This window comes from Pseudomonas fluorescens, from assembly GCF_002837185.1.
GTDB classification, from domain to species: Bacteria; Pseudomonadota; Gammaproteobacteria; order Pseudomonadales; family Pseudomonadaceae; genus Aquipseudomonas; species Aquipseudomonas fluorescens_AM.
In genome coordinates this window covers 43,237-61,614 of record NZ_KZ477995.1, presented here as the reverse complement: position 1 = coordinate 61,614, position 18,378 = coordinate 43,237, and the positions used below count along the sequence as shown (strand labels likewise).

The 18,378-nt window shown below is 59.2% G+C and carries 14 protein-coding genes and 1 tRNA gene; 7 read left to right on the top strand and 8 right to left on the bottom strand.

Annotated features, from left to right (window positions below; all coding sequences use genetic code 11):
- Positions 1-16: 16 nt before the first annotated feature.
- The 7 genes from CIB54_RS12640 (at position 17) to thrS (ending at position 12,114) form a co-directional block, all read left to right on the top strand.
- Complete coding sequence (locus CIB54_RS12640) at positions 17-5,749, top strand: non-ribosomal peptide synthetase (RefSeq protein ID WP_101219941.1); 5,733 nt, start codon at positions 17-19, stop codon at positions 5,747-5,749.
- 42 nt (positions 5,750-5,791) lie between these two features.
- Positions 5,792-6,436, top strand: a complete 645-nt coding sequence (locus CIB54_RS12635; protein ID WP_065949342.1) for an isochorismatase family protein — start codon at positions 5,792-5,794, stop codon at positions 6,434-6,436.
- Positions 6,433-6,699, top strand: a complete 267-nt coding sequence (locus CIB54_RS27450) for a phosphopantetheine-binding protein (RefSeq protein WP_065949341.1) — start codon at positions 6,433-6,435, stop codon at positions 6,697-6,699. Before CIB54_RS12635 ends, CIB54_RS27450 begins: the two co-directional genes overlap by 4 nt.
- On the top strand, positions 6,696-7,466 hold the full coding sequence (locus tag CIB54_RS12630) for a 2,3-dihydro-2,3-dihydroxybenzoate dehydrogenase (RefSeq protein WP_101219940.1): 771 nt from the start codon (positions 6,696-6,698) through the stop codon (positions 7,464-7,466). The genes CIB54_RS27450 and CIB54_RS12630 overlap by 4 nt, the downstream gene beginning before the upstream one ends.
- A gap of 17 nt (positions 7,467-7,483) precedes the next feature.
- Entirely contained in the window at positions 7,484-8,659 is a 1,176-nt protein-coding gene (locus tag CIB54_RS12625; RefSeq protein ID WP_083217903.1) for a 3-deoxy-7-phosphoheptulonate synthase, read from the top strand.
- Complete coding sequence (locus tag CIB54_RS12620) at positions 8,656-10,074, top strand: chorismate-binding protein (RefSeq protein WP_157829716.1); 1,419 nt, start codon at positions 8,656-8,658, stop codon at positions 10,072-10,074. Before CIB54_RS12625 ends, CIB54_RS12620 begins: the two co-directional genes overlap by 4 nt.
- 126 nt (positions 10,075-10,200) lie before the next feature.
- Positions 10,201-12,114 (top strand): threonine--tRNA ligase, encoded by a 1,914-nt coding sequence (gene thrS, locus CIB54_RS12615; RefSeq protein WP_065949337.1) that lies wholly within the window; start codon positions 10,201-10,203, stop codon positions 12,112-12,114.
- A gap of 103 nt (positions 12,115-12,217) precedes the next feature.
- Here the strand turns inward: thrS and CIB54_RS12610 are convergent, their stop codons facing one another.
- The 8 genes from CIB54_RS12610 to tolR all read right to left on the bottom strand — a co-directional run bounded on the left by CIB54_RS12610 (position 12,218) and on the right by tolR (position 18,365).
- Positions 12,218-12,688, bottom strand: coding sequence for an SRPBCC family protein (locus tag CIB54_RS12610; RefSeq protein WP_065949336.1), 471 nt, complete (start codon positions 12,686-12,688; stop codon positions 12,218-12,220).
- Positions 12,689-13,112: 424 nt separating this feature from the next.
- Positions 13,113-13,188: transfer RNA gene (locus tag CIB54_RS12605), tRNA-Lys, on the bottom strand.
- A gap of 133 nt (positions 13,189-13,321) precedes the next feature.
- Positions 13,322-13,969 (bottom strand): 7-carboxy-7-deazaguanine synthase QueE, encoded by a 648-nt coding sequence (gene queE / locus CIB54_RS12600; RefSeq protein ID WP_101219938.1) that lies wholly within the window; start codon positions 13,967-13,969, stop codon positions 13,322-13,324.
- A gap of 164 nt (positions 13,970-14,133) precedes the next feature.
- A complete protein-coding gene (gene ybgF, locus CIB54_RS12595) occupies positions 14,134-14,979 on the bottom strand; it encodes a tol-pal system protein YbgF (RefSeq protein ID WP_065949334.1) in 846 nt (281 codons plus the stop codon).
- Between the two features lie 6 nt (positions 14,980-14,985).
- Positions 14,986-15,486 carry a peptidoglycan-associated lipoprotein Pal gene (gene pal, locus CIB54_RS12590; RefSeq protein ID WP_003193861.1) on the bottom strand — a complete coding sequence of 167 codons (501 nt, stop codon included), beginning with the start codon at positions 15,484-15,486 and terminating at the stop codon, positions 14,986-14,988.
- Between the two features lie 55 nt (positions 15,487-15,541).
- Positions 15,542-16,822 carry a Tol-Pal system beta propeller repeat protein TolB gene (gene tolB, locus CIB54_RS12585; RefSeq protein ID WP_065887603.1) on the bottom strand — a complete coding sequence of 427 codons (1,281 nt, stop codon included), beginning with the start codon at positions 16,820-16,822 and terminating at the stop codon, positions 15,542-15,544.
- A 17-nt stretch (positions 16,823-16,839) separates the two neighbouring features.
- The gene (tolA, locus tag CIB54_RS12580) at positions 16,840-17,913 is read right to left on the bottom strand and encodes a cell envelope integrity protein TolA (protein ID WP_034115767.1); all 1,074 of its coding nucleotides are present in this window, start codon (positions 17,911-17,913) and stop codon (positions 16,840-16,842) included.
- The gene (gene tolR, locus CIB54_RS12575; protein WP_161793227.1) at positions 17,913-18,365 is read right to left on the bottom strand and encodes a protein TolR; all 453 of its coding nucleotides are present in this window, start codon (positions 18,363-18,365) and stop codon (positions 17,913-17,915) included. Before tolR ends, tolA begins: the two co-directional genes overlap by 1 nt.
- Positions 18,366-18,378: the final 13 nt, after the last annotated feature.

Genomic DNA, 18,378 nt, shown 5'->3' with positions numbered 1-18,378 from the left:
CCGGAGTTAAACTGGCATGTCAGCCTCATTCACCACTGCTTTGACATCTGCCCAACAGTCGATCTGGATGGGGCATCAATTCGATCCGCAAAGCCCTGCCTACAACGTTGCCAGCTATATCGAAATGAGCGGCGATATCGACCCCCAGCGACTTCAGCACGCCCTGCAGCGGGCGGTGGACGACATCGAAGCACTACGTGCGCGCTTTCATGAAGACGAGACTCAGGACGGCGCGCTGACCCAGACCATCCTCGCCCAAGTGGCCGTCGAGCTCAACGTGCTTGCAGTGGATGCCGAGCAAGCGCGCAGCTGGATGGAGAGCGACCTGGCCCGTCCCACTGACCTGACGAGCGGCCCGATCTTCTCCAGCGCGCTGCTACAGGTGGCGCCCAACGTCAACTATTGGTACTTCAAAACCCACCATATCGTCATGGATGGCGTTGCGCTCTCCATGCTGTTCAAACGCGTTGCCGACCTCTACGGGCAAGCCCCGGACCTCTGCTCGCCATCGCCTTTCGGCAGTGTTCGGCAGGTGCTGGAGAACGAGCAGGCCTGGCGCGCATCGCCGGCCTTTGCACAGGACCGTGCATTCTGGCAGCAGCACTGCCAGGACATGGCCGAAGTGGCCAGCCTCAACAGTGATGTCGCTCAGCCGTCCTACCAGGCCATCCAACATCGCCGGGTGCTGGACGAATCCATCATGGCCAGCTTGCGCGAACGCGCCGAGGTCATGGATTCGCAATGGGTCAACCTGCTGTTGGCGGCCTTTGGCGCGTTTGTCGGGCGTAGCACGGGTTACCGACAGGTGACCGTTGGCGTCCCCATGATGAACCGCTTCGCCACGGGCGCAATCAACGTGCCCTGCACCCTGGCCAATGTGCTGCCGCTGCGCCTGGACATCAAACCCGGCCAAAGCGTTGAGCAACTGGTCGCCAGCGTGCAGGCACAGTTGGACCGCATGCGCCCTCATCAGCGCTATCGGGCCGAAGACATCCGCCGCGATTGCAACCTGCTGGGGGACAACCGACGCCTGACCGGACCGCAAATCAACATCGATTTCTTCTCCGCAAAGCTGTCGTTCGATGGCGTTCCCGGTGAGGTCCATGTGCTCAGCGCAGGCCCGGCCGATGATCTCTCGCTGCTGATCCAAACCCCGGCCGACGATAAAACGCTGAACATCATTGCCATGGCCAACCCGGCGCTGTACAGCCGCGCTGCCCTTGAACGGCACGTGCAACGGTTCATCGACTTTGTCGAACGTTTCGCCGCGGCCAGCGACACGCCAGTGGGGCAGTTGGACGCCTACGATGCAACAGACCCGGGCTACGCCCAAGGCAATGCCTGCTTCAGCCCGGTCAACCAGGCGCATACGCTGGCGCAGACCCTGGTTGAACGCTTTGAGCGCGCCGTCCAAGCGACTCCGGACGCCATCGCCCTGACCTTCAACGGCGAACACCTCACCTATCAGGCGCTGAACCAACGCGCCAACCGTCTTGCCCACTTGATCCAGGACCAGACCGGGCAAACCAGCCCCCAACCGGTCGCGCTGCTATTGGCGCGCTCGGTACAAACCTTTGTGTGCATCCTTGGCGTGTTGAAGGCCGGCGCGCATTACGTGCCACTGGACCCGGATGCACCCGCCGAACGCATCACCACCATCCTTGAGGACACCTGCCCGACACTGGTGATCTGCGACCAGTCCAGCCAGGCGCTGGTCTCGGGCAGCGACGTGAAGGTCATGGTGATCGACACCCCATCGTGCATGGATGCAGTGCAACAGCAATCGATCGACAACCTGCAATCGGGCCCTCGCGCCAACGACCTGGCCTACATCATCTACACCTCAGGTTCGACGGGCAAACCCAAAGGCGTGTGCATCACCCACCACAACGTCGTGCGCCTGTTCGAAAACACCCATCACTGGTTTGATTACCGCAGCAGCGACGTGTGGACGGCCTGTCACGGCTACATCTTCGACGCTTCCGTGTGGGAAATGTGGGGCGCATTCGCGCATGGCGGCCGCCTGGTGCTGGTACCGGTGGACACGACCCGCGACCCGGAAAAACTGCTGGAACTGGTGGTGCAGGAGCAGGTGACAGTATTCGGCCAGATCCCCTCTGCGTTCTACCGTTTCATGGAGGCCCAGGCCGATCAGCCAGCGCTGGCCGCTCGACTGAATCTGCGCTACCAGTGCTTTGGCGGCGAAGCGCTGGACTTGAGCCGGCTCAAACCCTGGTTCGAACACTACGGTCACAGCCGGACGCGCTTGCTTAACCTGTACGGCATCACCGAAACGACCATCAACGCGACGTACCAGTTCGTCACGCTGGAACAGGTGCAGACCAACCAGGGCAGCCTGATCGGTACGGTCTACGATGACCTGGACATCAAGGTTCTGGATGACGCGCTGCGTCCGGTACCCGTGGGCGGTTATGGCGAGATGTACGTACGGGGCGCAGGCCTCGCCCGTGGTTACCTCAATCGCCAGGATCTGGATGCCACGCGCTTTGTGGCCGACCCTTTCGGTGCCCCCGGTGAGCGCATGTACCGCAGCGGTGACGTGGCGGCATTGCAGGAGGGTGGCGTACTGGAATACATCGGGCGGGCCGACCAGCAGGTCAAGGTCCGCGGTTATCGCATTGAATTGGGCGAAATCGAAACCCAACTGCGTGGCCACCCGCTGTTGTCCGACGCCATTGCATTGGTGGTGACCGACGCCTCGGGCGATCCCAAGCTGGTGGCGCACGTCGTCCCCAAAGCCACCTGCCGTTGCGAGGATATCGACACCGCACAGGTGCGCGACTACCTGCGCGAGCGGTTACCGTCCTACATGGTGCCCGGCGCCATCGGCGTGCAAGAGCGCCTGCCCGTCACCTTGAGCGGCAAGGTTGATCGCAAGGCCCTGCCGACCATTGCCCTGTCGGGTGCACGCCAGGTCGAAGCGCCACGCGATGAGTTGGACGAGCGAGTGCTGGCCGCCTGGAGTGAGCAACTGGAGATAGACACCCTCGGCATCGATGACAACTTCTTCGATATCGGCGGCGATTCAATCAAAGCCATTCGGATCTGCCGGGACCTGGGACTGCCGGTCACCGAACTGTTCGACCACCCCACCCCCCGGGCCAACGCAGACTACCTGCGCGATCATCAAGACAACGAGGCGCAAGGCGCGGTCAACTGGCTGCATGCGTTCGACAAGAGCGCAAAGAAAGAGCGCTTGAACCTGGTCTGCGTTCCATTTGCCGGCGGCAATGCGTTTGCCTACCGTAACCTGGTCAACCAGCTGTCGAGTGTCTTCAACTGTGTCTCGGTGAACTTGCCGGGGCACGACATCATGCGCCCGGACGAAGGCATGCAAGCGCTGGAAGTCGTCGCTGATGCCGCGACCCAGGAAATTCTCGCCACGTTGAGCGGGCCGATTATCGTCTACGGGCACTGCGCCGGTAACGCCACCGCCATCGAAATCGCACGCCGCCTCGAACAGGCCGGCGCCGACCTCAAGGCCCTGGTGATTGGCGGTATGCTGCTGGATCAGGACCCGGTCGACGTGCAGGCCAGGGTTGCCGACCAGAGCGGCGAAAACATTATTGATTTCCTGCAGCAGATCGGCGGATTCAAGGAAGTCCTCGACGATGCCAGCATGGCAAGCATCGCGCGTATGACCAAGCATGACGCTACCCAGACGGCGCGCTTCTTCGCCGAGGAAGCGCTGAACCGGCAAACGCTGCAAGCCCCCATTCATGTAATCGTCGGCGACATGGACCCGCTCACGCCCGACTATGAGGAGCGCTACACGGATTGGCAGATGTACTCCTCGGACGTGACGCTGTCAGTGATCGAAGGCGGCGGGCATTATTTCGTGACCGATCTTGCCGAACCGTTGGCGCAGGTGTTGCTGGCGAACTATAAGCACCTCAACCCGGTTGTACCCGTGCGTGCGCCCCGTGCCCTGCGCGCGTTTCATAACCCGTTCGATGATGTCGAGGGCCGTTTCAGCCTGCTCGCCAACGATGCCCGCCAGCTTTCCTTGTGGCCTGAGTTTGCGCCCACGCCGGCAGGCTGGACTGCCCTGTTCGGCCCGGCCAGTCACAGCGAATGCCTGGCCCGCACACAAGCCCACGACCATGAGGCGCTCATCAGTCCTCCTGCACCGACCGAAGGGCTCGATGCACCTTACTGGCCCGAAGCGTTCGAGTCTCGCTACCGCGCCAGTGGCTGGTGGACCGGGGAAACCCTCGGCGCCATCCTCACCCGCCACGCACTGCTCGCCCCGCAGCGGGTAGCGGTTACCGACGGCGATCGGAACCTGAGCTATTCGCAACTGGACAGCAATGCCGACCGCATTGCCGACGGCTTCGCCACCCTCGGTGTGAAGGCCGGTGACCGAGTGGTTGTGCAATTGCCGAACTCCCTGGAGTTCATCGAAACCATCTTCGGCCTGTTTCGCCTTGGCGCGATTCCGGTGTTTGCGCTGCCCTCGGATCGCCTGAACGAAATCACGCACATCTTTGAGATTTCAGGTGCGATCGCCTACGTGATCAAGGACCAGGCGCTGGGTTTCGATTACCGGCGTATCGCAACCGAGCTCACGCAGCAGATTGCGTCGATCAAGCAGGTCATCGTGGTCGGTGATGCCGAAGGGTTCGTCCCGTTCGCCAACCTGTACGGACGCACCGCCGCCTGGCCACAGCGCAGTTCGCGCGAGCCTGCGCTTATCACCTTGTCCGGCGGCAGCACGGCACTGCCCAAACTCATCCTGCGCCGCCATGACGACTACCTTTACAGCTTCAAGGCCAGCGCCCGGATCTGCCAACTGGACAGCGACAGCGTGTACCTGTGCGTGCTGCCTGCCGGGCACAACTTCACGCTCAGTTCGCCGGGCTTCCTCGGCGTGCTGTACGCCGGCGGGCGCGTCGTCATGACCTCGGACCCCAGCGGTTCAGCCGCCTTTGCCCTGATAGAGCGCGAGCGCGTGACACTGACGTCGGTGGTTCCAAGCCTGGCCCAGGCCTGGCTGCATGCCTCCCGCGACCATGACCTGTCCAGCCTGCAGTTGCTGCAGGTCGGAGGCGCGCGCCTGAGCGATGACGTCGCCGAGCGGCTTGCCACCTCGTTCGACTGCCAGCTGCAGCAGGTCTATGGCATGTCCGAAGGCCTGGTTTGCTACACGGCAGTGGGTGACACCGAGGAGCACGTGTTGCATACCCAGGGACGCCCGATCAGCAGTGGCGATGAAATCCTGATCGTCGACGAAAACGATGAGCCCGTGGCCAATGGGGTCGCCGGGCAATTGCTGGTACGCGGCCCCTACACCATCCGCGGCTACCTGAACGCGCCGGAACACAATGCCAGGGCCTTCACGCCAGATGGTTTCTACCGCACGGGGGATGTCGTGGTGTTCCGCGATGACGGCTACCTGGTGGTCACCGGCCGCATCAAGGACCAAGTGAACCGCGGCGGCGAAAAAATCGCCGCAGAAGAAATAGAAGGTTATCTGCTTGCTCATCCAGGCGTTCTGGAGGCCGGGATCATCGGGCTGCCGGACGAGTACCTGGGTGAGGTGTCGTGCGCCGTGGTCGTATTGGCGCCCGGCGCGCAGCTGACTGCCAGCGCCCTCAAGTCGTTCGTTCGCCAGCAAGGCATAGCGGCCTTCAAAGTGCCGGATCAGGTTCATCTGGTCCCGTCGTTGCCCAAGACCACGCTGGGCAAGATCGACAAGAAATTACTGCGAGTACAACTGGGCCAATAAACCCAAGGCTTAACTGGCACCTGAACCTACAAGGACTGAATAATGGCAATCCCGAAAATCATGGAATACCGCGCACCGAGCGAAGTGGCACTGCAACGCAAACCGTTGGACTGGACCGTCGAGCCGTCCCGTGCGGCGCTGTTGATCCACGATATGCAGAATTACTTCCTGGCGCCTTACGCCTCCAAGGCGTTCATCGATGGCGTGATACACCGTATCGCCGCCATCAAGGAGTGCTGCCATGCGCTGAATATTCCGGTGTATTACACCGCCCAGCCGGGCAACCAATCCAGTGACGACCGCGGCTTGCTGACGGACTTCTGGGGGCCGGGCATGCCCGAGGAAGGCAACGCCAAGGACATCGTCGCAGGGCTTGAACCCACCGCCGAGCGCGATGAGGTGCTGGTCAAGCATCGCTACAGCGCCTTTGCCAAATCGCCTCTTCTCAAGAGTTTGCAGGAGGGCCGGCGCGACCAACTGATTATCTGTGGTGTGTATGCCCACATCGGTTGCCTGGTCACGGCGACCGAAGCATTCATGTGCGACATCCAGCCCTTCGTGGTGGCGGATGCCATGGGCGACTTCTCTCTGGACTTGCATGAAATGGCGATACGCCATATGGCCAGTTGCTCCAGCAAAATCATGTCCTGCGACGACATGCTGGCAGAACTGGGGAAGGCACGATGACCCAGGGCAAGCTGATCTACGACAAAGCGGATTTTTATGCCGAGATTGCCGCGATACTGCGCATCCCCACGGAGGAGCTTGCCGAACTCGAGTCGCCTCAAGAGGCTGGAGTCGACTCGGTTCGCCTGCTGACGCTCAGTGAGAAATGGCGCAAGCGCGGCATTGACGTGAGCTTCATGGAGCTTGCCGAACGGCCCGGGTTTACCGCCTGGTGGGAACTGCTCAGCGCGCGGATGCCTGTGACGGAGTGCGAGCAGCCATGAACCGTTTCGAACATCAGTCGATTGTCGTTACCGGCGCGGCCCAGGGTATCGGTGCCGCCATCACCCGCCTGCTGCTCCAGGAAGGCGCCGATGTGTTTGCCCTGGACAACAACGCCCAGGCATTGGCAGCGCTGGCAGACGAACAACGCTCACCCAGGCTGCATCCGAAGGTGGTCGATATCACCCGGCCCCACGAAGTGGAACTGGCCATTGCCGCCATTGACAACCAGTACCCGCTGACCGGGCTGGTCAACAATGCCGGTGTACTGGTCGCCAAGAGCATTGCCACTACGTCAGCCGAAGAATGGCAGACGACCTTTGAGGTGAATGTCCACGGTACCTTCTTCGTCTCCAGGGCCGTGGCCACTCGTATGGCCGAACGGGGTCAAGGCGCAATCGTTACGGTTGCCTCCAATGCCGGCAGCACGCCGCGCATCAACATGGGCGCTTACTGTTCGTCCAAGGCCGCGGCAGCCATGCTCACCCGGTGCATAGGCCTGGAGTTCGCCGCTCAGGGAGTTCGTTGCAATGTCGTATCGCCCGGCTCGACCCGCACCTCCATGCTGGCAACCATTGCCGGTGAAGGACCGCAGACCGAGCAGCGCATCATAGCGGGCGACCCCGGGCAATATCGACTCGGGATTCCGCTGCAAAAAATCGCCGAGCCGCAGGATATTGCTGCGGTAGTGGCCTTTCTGCTGTCTGGCGATGCGAACCACATAACCCTGCAAAACCTGGTCGTTGACGGTGGGGCCACTTTTGAGTGAGTCGCCTATCGCCATTGATGTCGAGTACTGCCTGGAGGCTTGAAGTGTTGAATCTCGATTCGGTATACGCGTCGCAATCCTGGCGACCGGGAAGCTGGCGCGATAAAGAGCGCCGGCACATGCCTAACTATCAAGGCAAGCAGTTGCCCGCCGTGCTCAAGCAACTGTCACGGCTGCCCGGGCTGGTCAGTGAAGACGACATTGTCCGGCTGCGACGGGCACTTGTGCACGCAGCGCAAGGGCACACGTTCGTGCAGCTGATGGGCCAACGTGAACAAAGCCTGAACGATGTTACTCACGCCACGTTCGATCAACGCTTCAAGACGGTTGAATCGTTGAGCCGCTACCTCGCATTGATGCTGGGCCTGCCAGTACTGGCAATCGGCTCGGTCGCCGGCAGTTATGCGCACACCCAACCTGACGCCACAGAACTCGTCGACGGCATCACGCTGGATCGCTACTTTGGCGACATGGTCAACTGCCAGGCGCCAACGCCGTGGGCCAGGCGCCCGGACGCCAATCGCCTGCTGTGGGCTTACGAGGCCACTGAAGCGGCAATGCAGCGGTTGCGCGCCAAGGCATCGGCGATCCATACCAGCCATGAGTGCGCGCATCTGGACTATGAAGAAGCCCTGGTACGTCGCACCCGTCACTCGGGTTTCTATGCCTCCAGTGCATCGTTACTGTGGATCGAGGCGTGCAACCTGTTCAGCGACAGTTGCTACGTGGAATTTGCCCGTGGCCTGGACAACCCCATCGCCCTTCGCCTCGGGGGGCCATTGGATACGCACACGCTGGTCAACATCGTGGAGCGCCTCAACCCTGAGCGTCAAACGGGCAAAATCCTCCTGATTGCCAATACCGCAGATGGCACCCAAGCAGTGGGCGAAGCGATCCGCGCCCTGCAGACACAACGATCGCCCGTAATCTGGTTATGTGACCCACTCAATAGGCACACCGCGCACCCAGCGACCTGCAGCCTGACCCAAAGCGTCGCCCAGCAATGGGATCAGACCCTGAATCTGCACAGGACCCTCGACAGCCGGTTGAGTGGCATCGCCCTGGAAGTTCGCAGCCACGCCTCCAGTCTTGCGGCCCCTGAGCGCCATGAAGACGCAGTGCCCTTCTTCGATTTTCAAAAAACCTTGCAGCTATGCAGTCATCTGGCCCATGCCTATCGGGAGTCTCGATGAATACCCCTAAACAGTCGAGCTACGCCAACCCTTATCCAAACCTGAACGCACACGAACTGGGCGCCGCATTGTTACCGGTATTGGAGCGGCGTTTTCCGAAGCTGGCCGGTGAGTTCATGGGCTTGTTCAGCCAGCATACCGACGGCGTGCGAACGTCGATGGTCGGCCTGGGCAGTGAGTTTCGCGTAGTGGTCACCCATGATGGGGCGCACCTGAACCTGCAGTTGCAGCACGAGCAGGCGGTGTGTCTGGCGCAGACGCTGGCACTGGACGCTTCGCGATTGTTCCATGAACAGTTGTTTGATGCGGTGGCCCGCTTTGTGGAGCAGCTATGCCCATGGTTGATGCAAAAGCATGGCTTGCCCGCTTCTGCGACTTTCCTCGGAGGCTGGCGTTGCGCAACCCATCCCGAACACTTGAGTGAACCACTGGTCTTCACCCTGCCCCGGCTATTCTGCCGGATCAGCGACGAGCAGCTGACGTTCAGCTGTCTGCACGACGATATCTGGTACGCCATCGACGAGCGCCTCATCGCCTCTGCGGCAGACTTCACGCCAACGGCCAACCCGCGCATCACCCAACGCGAAGACATTCCTGCGTGTGCCGACTACGTCAACGATCTGGTCGGTTTGTTGAACGAGCTTGCCTGCACCGATGCAGACAAAGTGGTCATTGGCCGTGAAGTCAAACTGACCCTCGAACGGCCAATTTCACCCGCACTGCTGCTGCGCCTGGTGGCACCGCGCCCCAACCCGCATTACGAGTTCGTCTTCCGATGGGCCGACCAGGTAGCCTGGGTCGGTATTTCACCCGAGACGCTGCTGCGCAAAGACAACGACCTGCTGGTTGTCGAGCCTTTGGCGGGAACCCGCAAAGGCTCGAGCGAGGGTGAAAAAAACGCCCGCTATCGGCACGAACTCACCAGCGACCTGAAGGAACTCGAGGAGCATGAAACCGCAGCCGGGCTCTTTCTTGAACAGCTGGCCACGGTCTGCGAGAACGGCTCATTGGACTTGCGCGAGTCGCGCAGCGTAATCGACCTGGGTTATGTGCAACACCTCAAAAGCTTGATCAGTGGCACGGTAAAAGCAGGGCTGAACGTATTCGATGCCTTGGCGGCGGTCTATCCACCCGCCACGATCTGGGGGAAACCCTTGGCCGTCTGCGGCGAACGTATTCGTCGCTATGAACAAATCGACCGCGGCTTTTTTACCGGTGGGCTTGGTTACTTCACCCTGGGAGATGATGCCAACTTCGCGCTGGCCATTCGCACGGTCAAGCTCACCGAATCGCACATTCATGTCTACGCCGGCAGCGGCATCGTCAAAGCCAGTGACCCCTACCGGGAATGGTTGGAAACCACTAACAAAATGAAACCCTATCTCGCCAATGAATATGTATGGAACATATCGTGATATGGTTGCACACCGCAGTTCCAGACGCTCAGGCAGCATACACAGGATGTGTTGCTTATAAGCTCATGTGCCTATACACGATGCATTCACCCGTTAGAAACTATTAATATTCGAGCACCCTTACATATGGTCACTATCGCTCTACCGGACGGCAGTCGCAGAGATTTTCCAGAAGCTTTGACTGTGCAACAGCTGGCTCAATCCATTGGCGCAGGCCTCGCTGCCGCGACGATTGGCGGCAAGGTCGACGGCACGCTGGTCGATGCCAGCTACCTCCTGGAAACAGACGCTACCGTAGAGATTGTCACGACCAAAAGCCCGCAAGCGCTGGAGCTGATACGCCATTCGACGGCCCACTTGATGGCACAGGCGGTTCAGCGCCTGTACCCCGGCACGCAAGTAACGATAGGCCCCGTTATTGATAATGGCTTCTATTACGACTTCGTGGCACCTCGTCCTTTCACAATGGACGATCTTCCGCTCATCGAAGCCGAAATGACCAGGATCGTCAAAGAACAACTACCGGTTACCCGTACGCAATTACCACGGGATGAAGCACTGGCGTTTTTTGAACAACTGGGCGAAAGCTACAAGACGCAAATCATCGACGCCATACCCGCCGGGGAAACGCTCTCACTTTATACCCAGGGCGAGTTCACCGACCTGTGCCGTGGGCCGCATGTGCCCAACACAGCGAAGCTTGGCGCCTTCAAACTGATGAAAGTGGCTGGCGCCTACTGGCGCGGCGACTCCAACAACATCATGCTCAGCCGTATCTACGGCACTGCCTGGGGCAACGAAAAAGAGCTCAAGGCCTACTTGAACCAACTTCAAGAAGCTGAAAAGCGTGATCACCGCAAACTGGCAAAACAGTTCGACTTGTTTCACCAACAAGAAGAAGCGCCAGGCATGGTCTTTTGGCACCCCAAGGGCTGGTCGTTGTGGCAGACGGTTGAACAGTACATGCGCCGGGTTTACCGCGATGGCGGCTACCGTGAAGTCAAGTCGCCGCAAGTACTCGACAGCACCCTGTGGAAGAAATCAGGGCACTGGGACAACTACAAAGAAAACATGTTTGTCACTGAGTCCGAAAACCGCCAGTACGCACTCAAGCCGATGAACTGCCCCGGCCACATCCAAATCTTCAAGCATGGCCTGCGCAGCCACCGTGAACTACCGATCCGTTACGGCGAGTTCGGCGGCTGCCACCGCAACGAGCCTTCGGGCGCTTTGCACGGCATTATGCGGGTGCGCGCATTTACCCAGGATGACGGGCACATTTTCTGCACCGAAGAGCAAATCGCGGCCGAGATCAAGGCGTTCCATTACCAGGCAGTCAAGGTTTATGCCGACTTCGGCTTCACTGACATTGCGGTAAAAATCGCACTGCGTCCTGAGCCAGGCAAACGCCTGGGCAGCGACGAAGTGTGGGACAAGGCCGAAAACCTGTTGCGTGAAGCCCTGTCCGAGTGTGATGTGGAGTGGGAAGAACTGCCGGGCGAAGGCGCGTTCTACAGCCCCAAGATCGAGTACCACCTGCGTGACGCCATCGGGCGTGAATGGCAGGTAGGCACGATGCAGGTCGACTATCACATGCCGGATCGCCTGGGCGCCGAATACGTCGATGAGCATTCGCAACGACGCAAGCCGGTCATGCTGCACCGCGCAATCGTGGGCTCCCTGGAGCGGTTCCTTGGCATTCTCATCGAACACCATGCCGGTCAGTTCCCGCTCTGGCTTGCGCCGGTGCAGGCCATCGTCGTGACGGTCACTGATGCACAGAACGATTATGCCGACCAGACACGCAATGACCTGGTCCAGCTTGGGTTCAGGGTGGAAGCTGATCTGCGCAATGAGAAAATCGGCTACAAGATTCGTGAAAGCACTCTTCAACGCGTGCCTTACTTGCTCGTGGTCGGTGAGCGCGAAAAAGAAAACGGTACTGTCACCGTGCGCTCGCGCGCAGGCGAAGACTTGGGAAGCATGACGATGGAAGCGCTGCACGCCTTCCTGTTGAACGAGCAATCAGCAGGCGGCTGATTATCGGTTCGCAACAAAAAAAGGCCATTCTCGCGAATGGCCTTTTGCGTTTCTACCGTTCACCCGACAGTGCCGGCACGGTGGGCGCCCCGGCACTTGTTGCTCATCCGTTGAAGAGCGCCTGCACGTTCTTCATCGCATCGTCGGCAAAACCCTGCAGGAACGCCTCGAATGCCGGCACGTCCTCCTTGCTGCCAGTGTGCGGCTGACCAATGATGGTCCAGGTCGCCTGGCTCTGGTTGTCACCGTCAGGCACAACCTGCATCACCGCCCAGAGGTTGCCGATGTTCAGCGAGGTGTAGAGCAGTGACCAGGTCATGGCCATCGCTTGATCGTCATGGGTATTGAGTTGCTCAATCACCACATTGCCGTCCTTGAACAGTTTCTTGCGCACCGAACGCACGCCCTCGCCCGTCATTTCGATATGCGCCAGCGCAGGGATAAACGTTGCGAAACCGGCGAAATCCCCAACGACATTCCACACGCTGCGCGCATCGCTCTTCACCGTGACACTCGCGACGACAGGATTGCCCACTGGATTGCGGACCAAAGTATCGGGTTCAAACTGTTGCACAAGAAAGTTCCTCTGCTGTTCAGATAAGTCGATTTGCTTAAGATAGACGTACCCCTTTGCAGTGCGCTGTTCCTGACCGGTTAATCGCCACCCATGGTCCGAGACGTGAATCGCGATAAACCGTGCAAGGAAGGCCACCGGCATCCGGTCGAAATCGAGCGCCCGTTCGGGTACCTGCTTAAGTTGCAGCGAATCCTTGAGCATTGACATAAGACGGTTCTGATGCAGCCGGCACACATCGGCACGCGTATTGAGCGCAATGTTCCCCAGCGTTCTGCCGTTCAGGAATGTGTATGGGCTAACCAGCGAGATGAACCGATCACGGCGCAATGCGTGTCGATTTGGCGATGCGGAATGACAGGCAAAAAAAAACCCGGAAATCCTCACTTGCGTGGGCCTTCCGGATTTTCTAAACCGCCAAAAATGGTGGGTCGTGTGGGATTCGAACCTACGACCAATTGGTTAAAAGCCAACTGCTCTACCAACTGAGCTAACGACCCGCTGTGTGGTGGCGCGTATAATACTGATTTCTAAGGATTATTCAACACCTTATTTGAAAAAAATCAGAAATAACGCATTGAAGCTAAAAATGGCGCGGTTTGAAGGCCTTCCACAGCCTTCTCATCAGCCGCATCAGCGACCTGGTTCGTCGTTCCACAGGTATTTGTGCAACTGCAATTGCAGACGCACCGGCAGGTTATCCGCCACTACCCAGTCCGCAAGCTCGCGCGCGTTGAGGTCGTGATGACTCGGGGAGAACAGCACCTCCCCTGCTCGACGTTCAAGCCCATACTGGATCAGCTTGGAAGTCGCCCAGTCATAATCATTACGAGAGCAGATGACGAACTTGACCTGATCGTTAGCCGTCAGCAAGTCCATGTTCTCGTAGCGATTGCGGTGGGCTTCCTTGGAGTCAGGGGTCTTTAGATCGACCACTCGGCTGACACGCGGATCTACCGCAGAGATATCCAAGGCGCCGCTGGTTTCCAGCGACACCTCGTAGCCTGCGTCACACAGCTGTTTAAGCAAGGGGATGGCATTGGGTTGCGCCAATGGCTCGCCGCCCGTCAAACAGACGTAGCGCGGCCGGTAACCGGCAACCTGCTCCAGGATGTCATCCAGGGTGCGTAGGGTGCCGCCGCTGAAGGCATAGGCGCTGTCACAGTATTGACAACGCAAGGGGCAGCCAGTGAGTCGTACGAATACGGTAGGCAGGCCGGCAGTGCGCGTTTCACCCTGCAACGAGTAAAAAACTTCGGTAATACGTAATGTGTCTTGCATAGTCGCCACGGGCGTAACAGCTAAACAGGCTGTCCGCCTCCGTCAGGCACTTCAAGGGATCGCGCCAACGCGTCAACCCCAGGAAGCGTGTGTCATAAAAGGGCGTGGATTCTAACGAAAAAACCCGCGCCAGGCGCGGGTTTCTTCTAAACGGGCTGCATTGCCTACAAGCGTTGCAGATCCCGCTGGGCCAGCTGCGCGGCGGAGGAGCCCGGATACTGGGCAACCACCTGCTGCAGAATGCCTTTGACCTTGTCGGTATGACCCAGGCGGCGTTCTACGTCAGCCAGTTTATACAGCGAGTCCGGCACCTTGGAATGCTTGGGGTACAGCTGGCTGACCTTGGCAAACGCCTGGCCCGCCCCCTGCAAATCACCTTTTGTCAGGTTGACCTCACCCAACCAGTACTGGGCATTGCCCGCGTACTGACTATTGGGGTACTTGCGCAGGAACGCGGTAAAGGCCTGGCTGGCCTTATCGAAGTCCTTGGCCTTGATCAGGTCGAAGGCTGCATCGTAATACAGTTTTTCCTTCGCCGGATCGCCCGGTTCGCTGCTCGCGGCAGGGGCAGCCGCTGCGGCCCCCGCTACTGCGCCACCGGCAGCAGCACCACCGGCAGCGGCACTGGGCGCGCCACCGGCAGAAGAATTATCAGGAGTAGCGGCAGGTGCAACACCGGCTCCAATACGTCGATCAAGATCCTGGTAACGTTCCAGGCCTTCTTGCTTGAGTTGATTCACTTGATTCTGCAGAACTTCAATGGCGCCTTGTTGCTGGGCCAATTGATCCTGCATGCGTTGCAGCTGGTTGAACAGCTCGCCCTGTGCCGAGGGCGCGGCCGTAGCCGCCCCCCCAGCATAGGCGCCGTTCGTGCCATAACCCGCTGGCGGATAACTGCTGCCGCTATTGTTATAGCCAGAGTTGCTATCCGTTACAGGAACCGCAGCCCACACCGCAAGCGGTGCGAGGCTGAGAGCCAATACAGTCAGAGCACGACGGCACGTTCGCATGACGAATTACTTACGCAGTTCGACGCGACGGTTCTGAGCCCACGACTGCTCGTCGTTGCCAGTTGCAACTGGACGCTCTTTACCGTAGGAAACCAGTTCCAGTTGGCCTGGAGCAACACCTTGCAGTACCAGGTAGCGCTGAACGGCTTTCGCACGACGCTCGCCCAGAGCCATGTTGTACTCACGAGTACCACGGGCGTCAGTGTTACCTTCCAGAACAACGCGAGCGCCGTTAGCTTTCAGGTCCTTGGCGTGAACGTCCAGAGCGCGCATGGCTTCTGGCTTCAGGTCCGAACTGTCGTATTCGAAGTAGAAAGTGGTGATCGCGCGCAGAGCAGCTTCTTCGCTCAGGGAGCCGTCGACTGCACCAGTGTTAGCGCCGTAACCAGCGTTTGGATCAACAGCTGCGCCTTCACCGGCATTGTCGCCGCCTTTAGAGGAGCAACCAACGGCTACGGACAGAGCCAGAGCCAGAGCAGCAAACTTACCAAACTTCAGCATTTCCATCGTGAAACTCCTAATGAACCCCAGTGTGTTAAGTACTTCTTTTTGTAGCGCCGCGTCAGTTCAGGTAAGGGGACCAGGATGGTTCTCTGACTTCGCCTTGTGCGGTAGGAAGCGGGAGCCTTACGCGTCCGTTGATGGACACGAGCATCAAGACTCCCCGGCCCTGCTGGCGGGTGGCGTAGATTACCATGGTGCCGTTGGGCGCAACAGTGGCTGACTCATCAAGGTTGGTATCTGTAAGGATTTTCACGGTTCCGCGCTGCAAATCCTGGGCCGCAACCCGGAAATTAGTGAAACCATCCTGACGGTGAATCATTACCAACGTCTTTTCATCGGCCGAAAGCTTGGGATTGGCGTTGTAGTTACCGATAAAGGTCACACGTTCCGCGCCGCCACCGTTCACATTTGCCTTGTAGACCTGAGGCTTGCCGCCACGGTCAGAGGTGAAATAGATGGTCGAACCATCTTTACCCCAGAACGGTTCGGTGTTGATACCTGGGCCGCTGGTCACACGCGAGAGCTGACGCGAGGCCATGTTCATCACGTAGATATCCGGGTTGCCGTCCTTGGACAGCACGAATGCCAGGCGCGAACCATCCGGCGACCAGGCCGGTGCACCGTTGAGGCCTTCGAAGTTGGTGATCTGCTCACGACGGCCCGTATCGATGTGCTGGACGAAGATACGTGGACGCTTCTGTTCGAACGATACGTAGGCAATACGCTTGCCGTCCGGCGCGAAGCGCGGCGACAGGATCGGCTCACGCGACTGCAACAAGGTCACTGCACGCGCACCGTCGTAGTCCGAACGCTGCAGGGTGTAGCGAGTGTTGTCTACAGAGAAACGCTCAGCCGTCACATACAACAGGCGCGTCGAGAACGCCCCTTTGATACCGGTGAGTTTTTCAAACGACTGGTCCGAAATGTAGTGGGCCATGTCACGCAGTTGTTCAGCGGTGCCGGAGACGTTGCCGGTCAGGACCTGCTGCTCGGTGGCCACGTTGAACAAGGTGTAGGTGATTTGCAGGCGACCGCCGGCCGGCGTGATGTTGCCGACCATCAGGTACTGCGCGCCCACCGCTTTCCAGTCACGGAACACGACTTCGCTGGCCTGGTTGGGCTGGCTGATCATGTTGCCCTTTGGAATCGGTGCGTAGTAGCCGGAATTGCGCAGGTCGTCGCTGACGATCTGGGCCATGTCATCCGGCAGCACGCTGCCGCCCTGCCAGCCGAACGGTACTACCGCGATCGGGGTGGCCCGATCGCTGCCGCTGGTAACCAGGATGTTCTTTTCATCCGCCGCCGCTATCCCTGCCATACAGCAAATAACGACAAGCATTCCTCGAAGAAGGTTTCTCACAAGGCTAGATCCTCAGGTGTGAATGTCATCTTGAATGAACGATAGGGAGCGAAGTCGCTTGGTTTCATTCCCTGCATCTCGGTCAACCGGCCAATATTCTTGACTGCGGCAACCGCCGAACTGTCGAACGAACCGTCACCACTGGACTTGGCCACGCTGACCGAAGTCACCGTACCGTCCGGCAACATGCCGATCTGCAGCACTACTGTCATGCCTTTACGTGCCGAAGGTGGACGTGTCCAGCCTTCCGCTGCCCGCGCCCGGATCAGGTCGTCAAAACTGCCCGCGACTTCATCGCCACGTTCATCGGCCAAGGCTTGCTGACGCTGCGGCGTGTCGGAAAGCAAATCTGCCAGGGCCTGGGCCTTTTTCTCTTCGGCGGATTTACGGGCTGCTTCCTGGGCCTTTTTCTTGGAGGCGTCGGCGGCAGCTTTCTTCTTCGCGTCGTCGGCGACTTTCTTCTTCGCCTCGTCTGCTTCTGCTTTTTTCTTGGCGTCTTCGGCGGCTTTCTTCTTCGCGTCTTCGACGATCTTTTTCTTGGCTTCCTCAGCGGCCTTTTTCTTGGCCTCTTCTTCGGCAGCTTTCTTGGCTTCTTCTTCGGACTTCTTCTTGGCTATATCAGCCAATTGTTTCTCTTCGGCCTTTTTGGCTTCGGCGGCTTTCTCGGCTTTCTTGGCTTCATCAGCCTTTTTCGCTTCGTCGGCTTTCTTGGCTTCGTCAGCCTTTTTCGATTCCTCGGCCTTTTGAGCCGCCTCTTCTTTCTTTTGTTCCGCAGCAGCCTTCACCGCTTCCTGCTCGACCTTCTTCTGTTCCATCTGCTCGACTTCGGTCTGGCGCGCAGCCGACTTCTGGGCCTCACCCGCAATCTTCTGATTGGTCTGGGTGGTGGCCTGACTTTTCGATTTCAGCTGATACAGGGTCGCCTGCACGATCGGCTTGGCTGGCGGCAGGTCCGGGGTCATGGCAAAGCTGACGAACAGCATGCCGAACACCAGCACGTGCAGGGCAATTGCCCACACGCCAGGCCAGAAGTAGCTTTCCGAGGCGGACGGCTCTCGCTGTTGCTGCATCAGGGTGCCTCGGTAATCAAGCCAACGTTACCCACGCCGGCCTTCTGCAGCCCGCCCATGGCGCCCATGACGGAACCGTAGTCGACCGACTTGTCACCGCGGATGAACACCTGGGTGTGCTTGCCGCCTTCGTTGCCGGAGCGAATGATCTTGGTCACGGCATCCGTCATCGCTGGCAAGGTCAAGGCCTTGTCCTGCTGCTTCTGCGTGTCGACTTCGCTGCCAAGGTTCCAGTAGTAGGTCTTGTCAGCCTTGATCGAAATGGTCAGGACCTGAGTGTTGTTGTCCTGCGGCAAGGCTTCACTGGAAACCTTGGGCAGATCAACCTTCACGCCCTGGTTGAGCATCGGCGCGGTCACCATGAAGATGACCAGCAGCACCAGCATCACGTCGATGTAGGGCACTACGTTCATCTCGGCGACCGGCTTGCGCTTTTTGCGAGCTCGAGCGATTAAAGCCATTGGG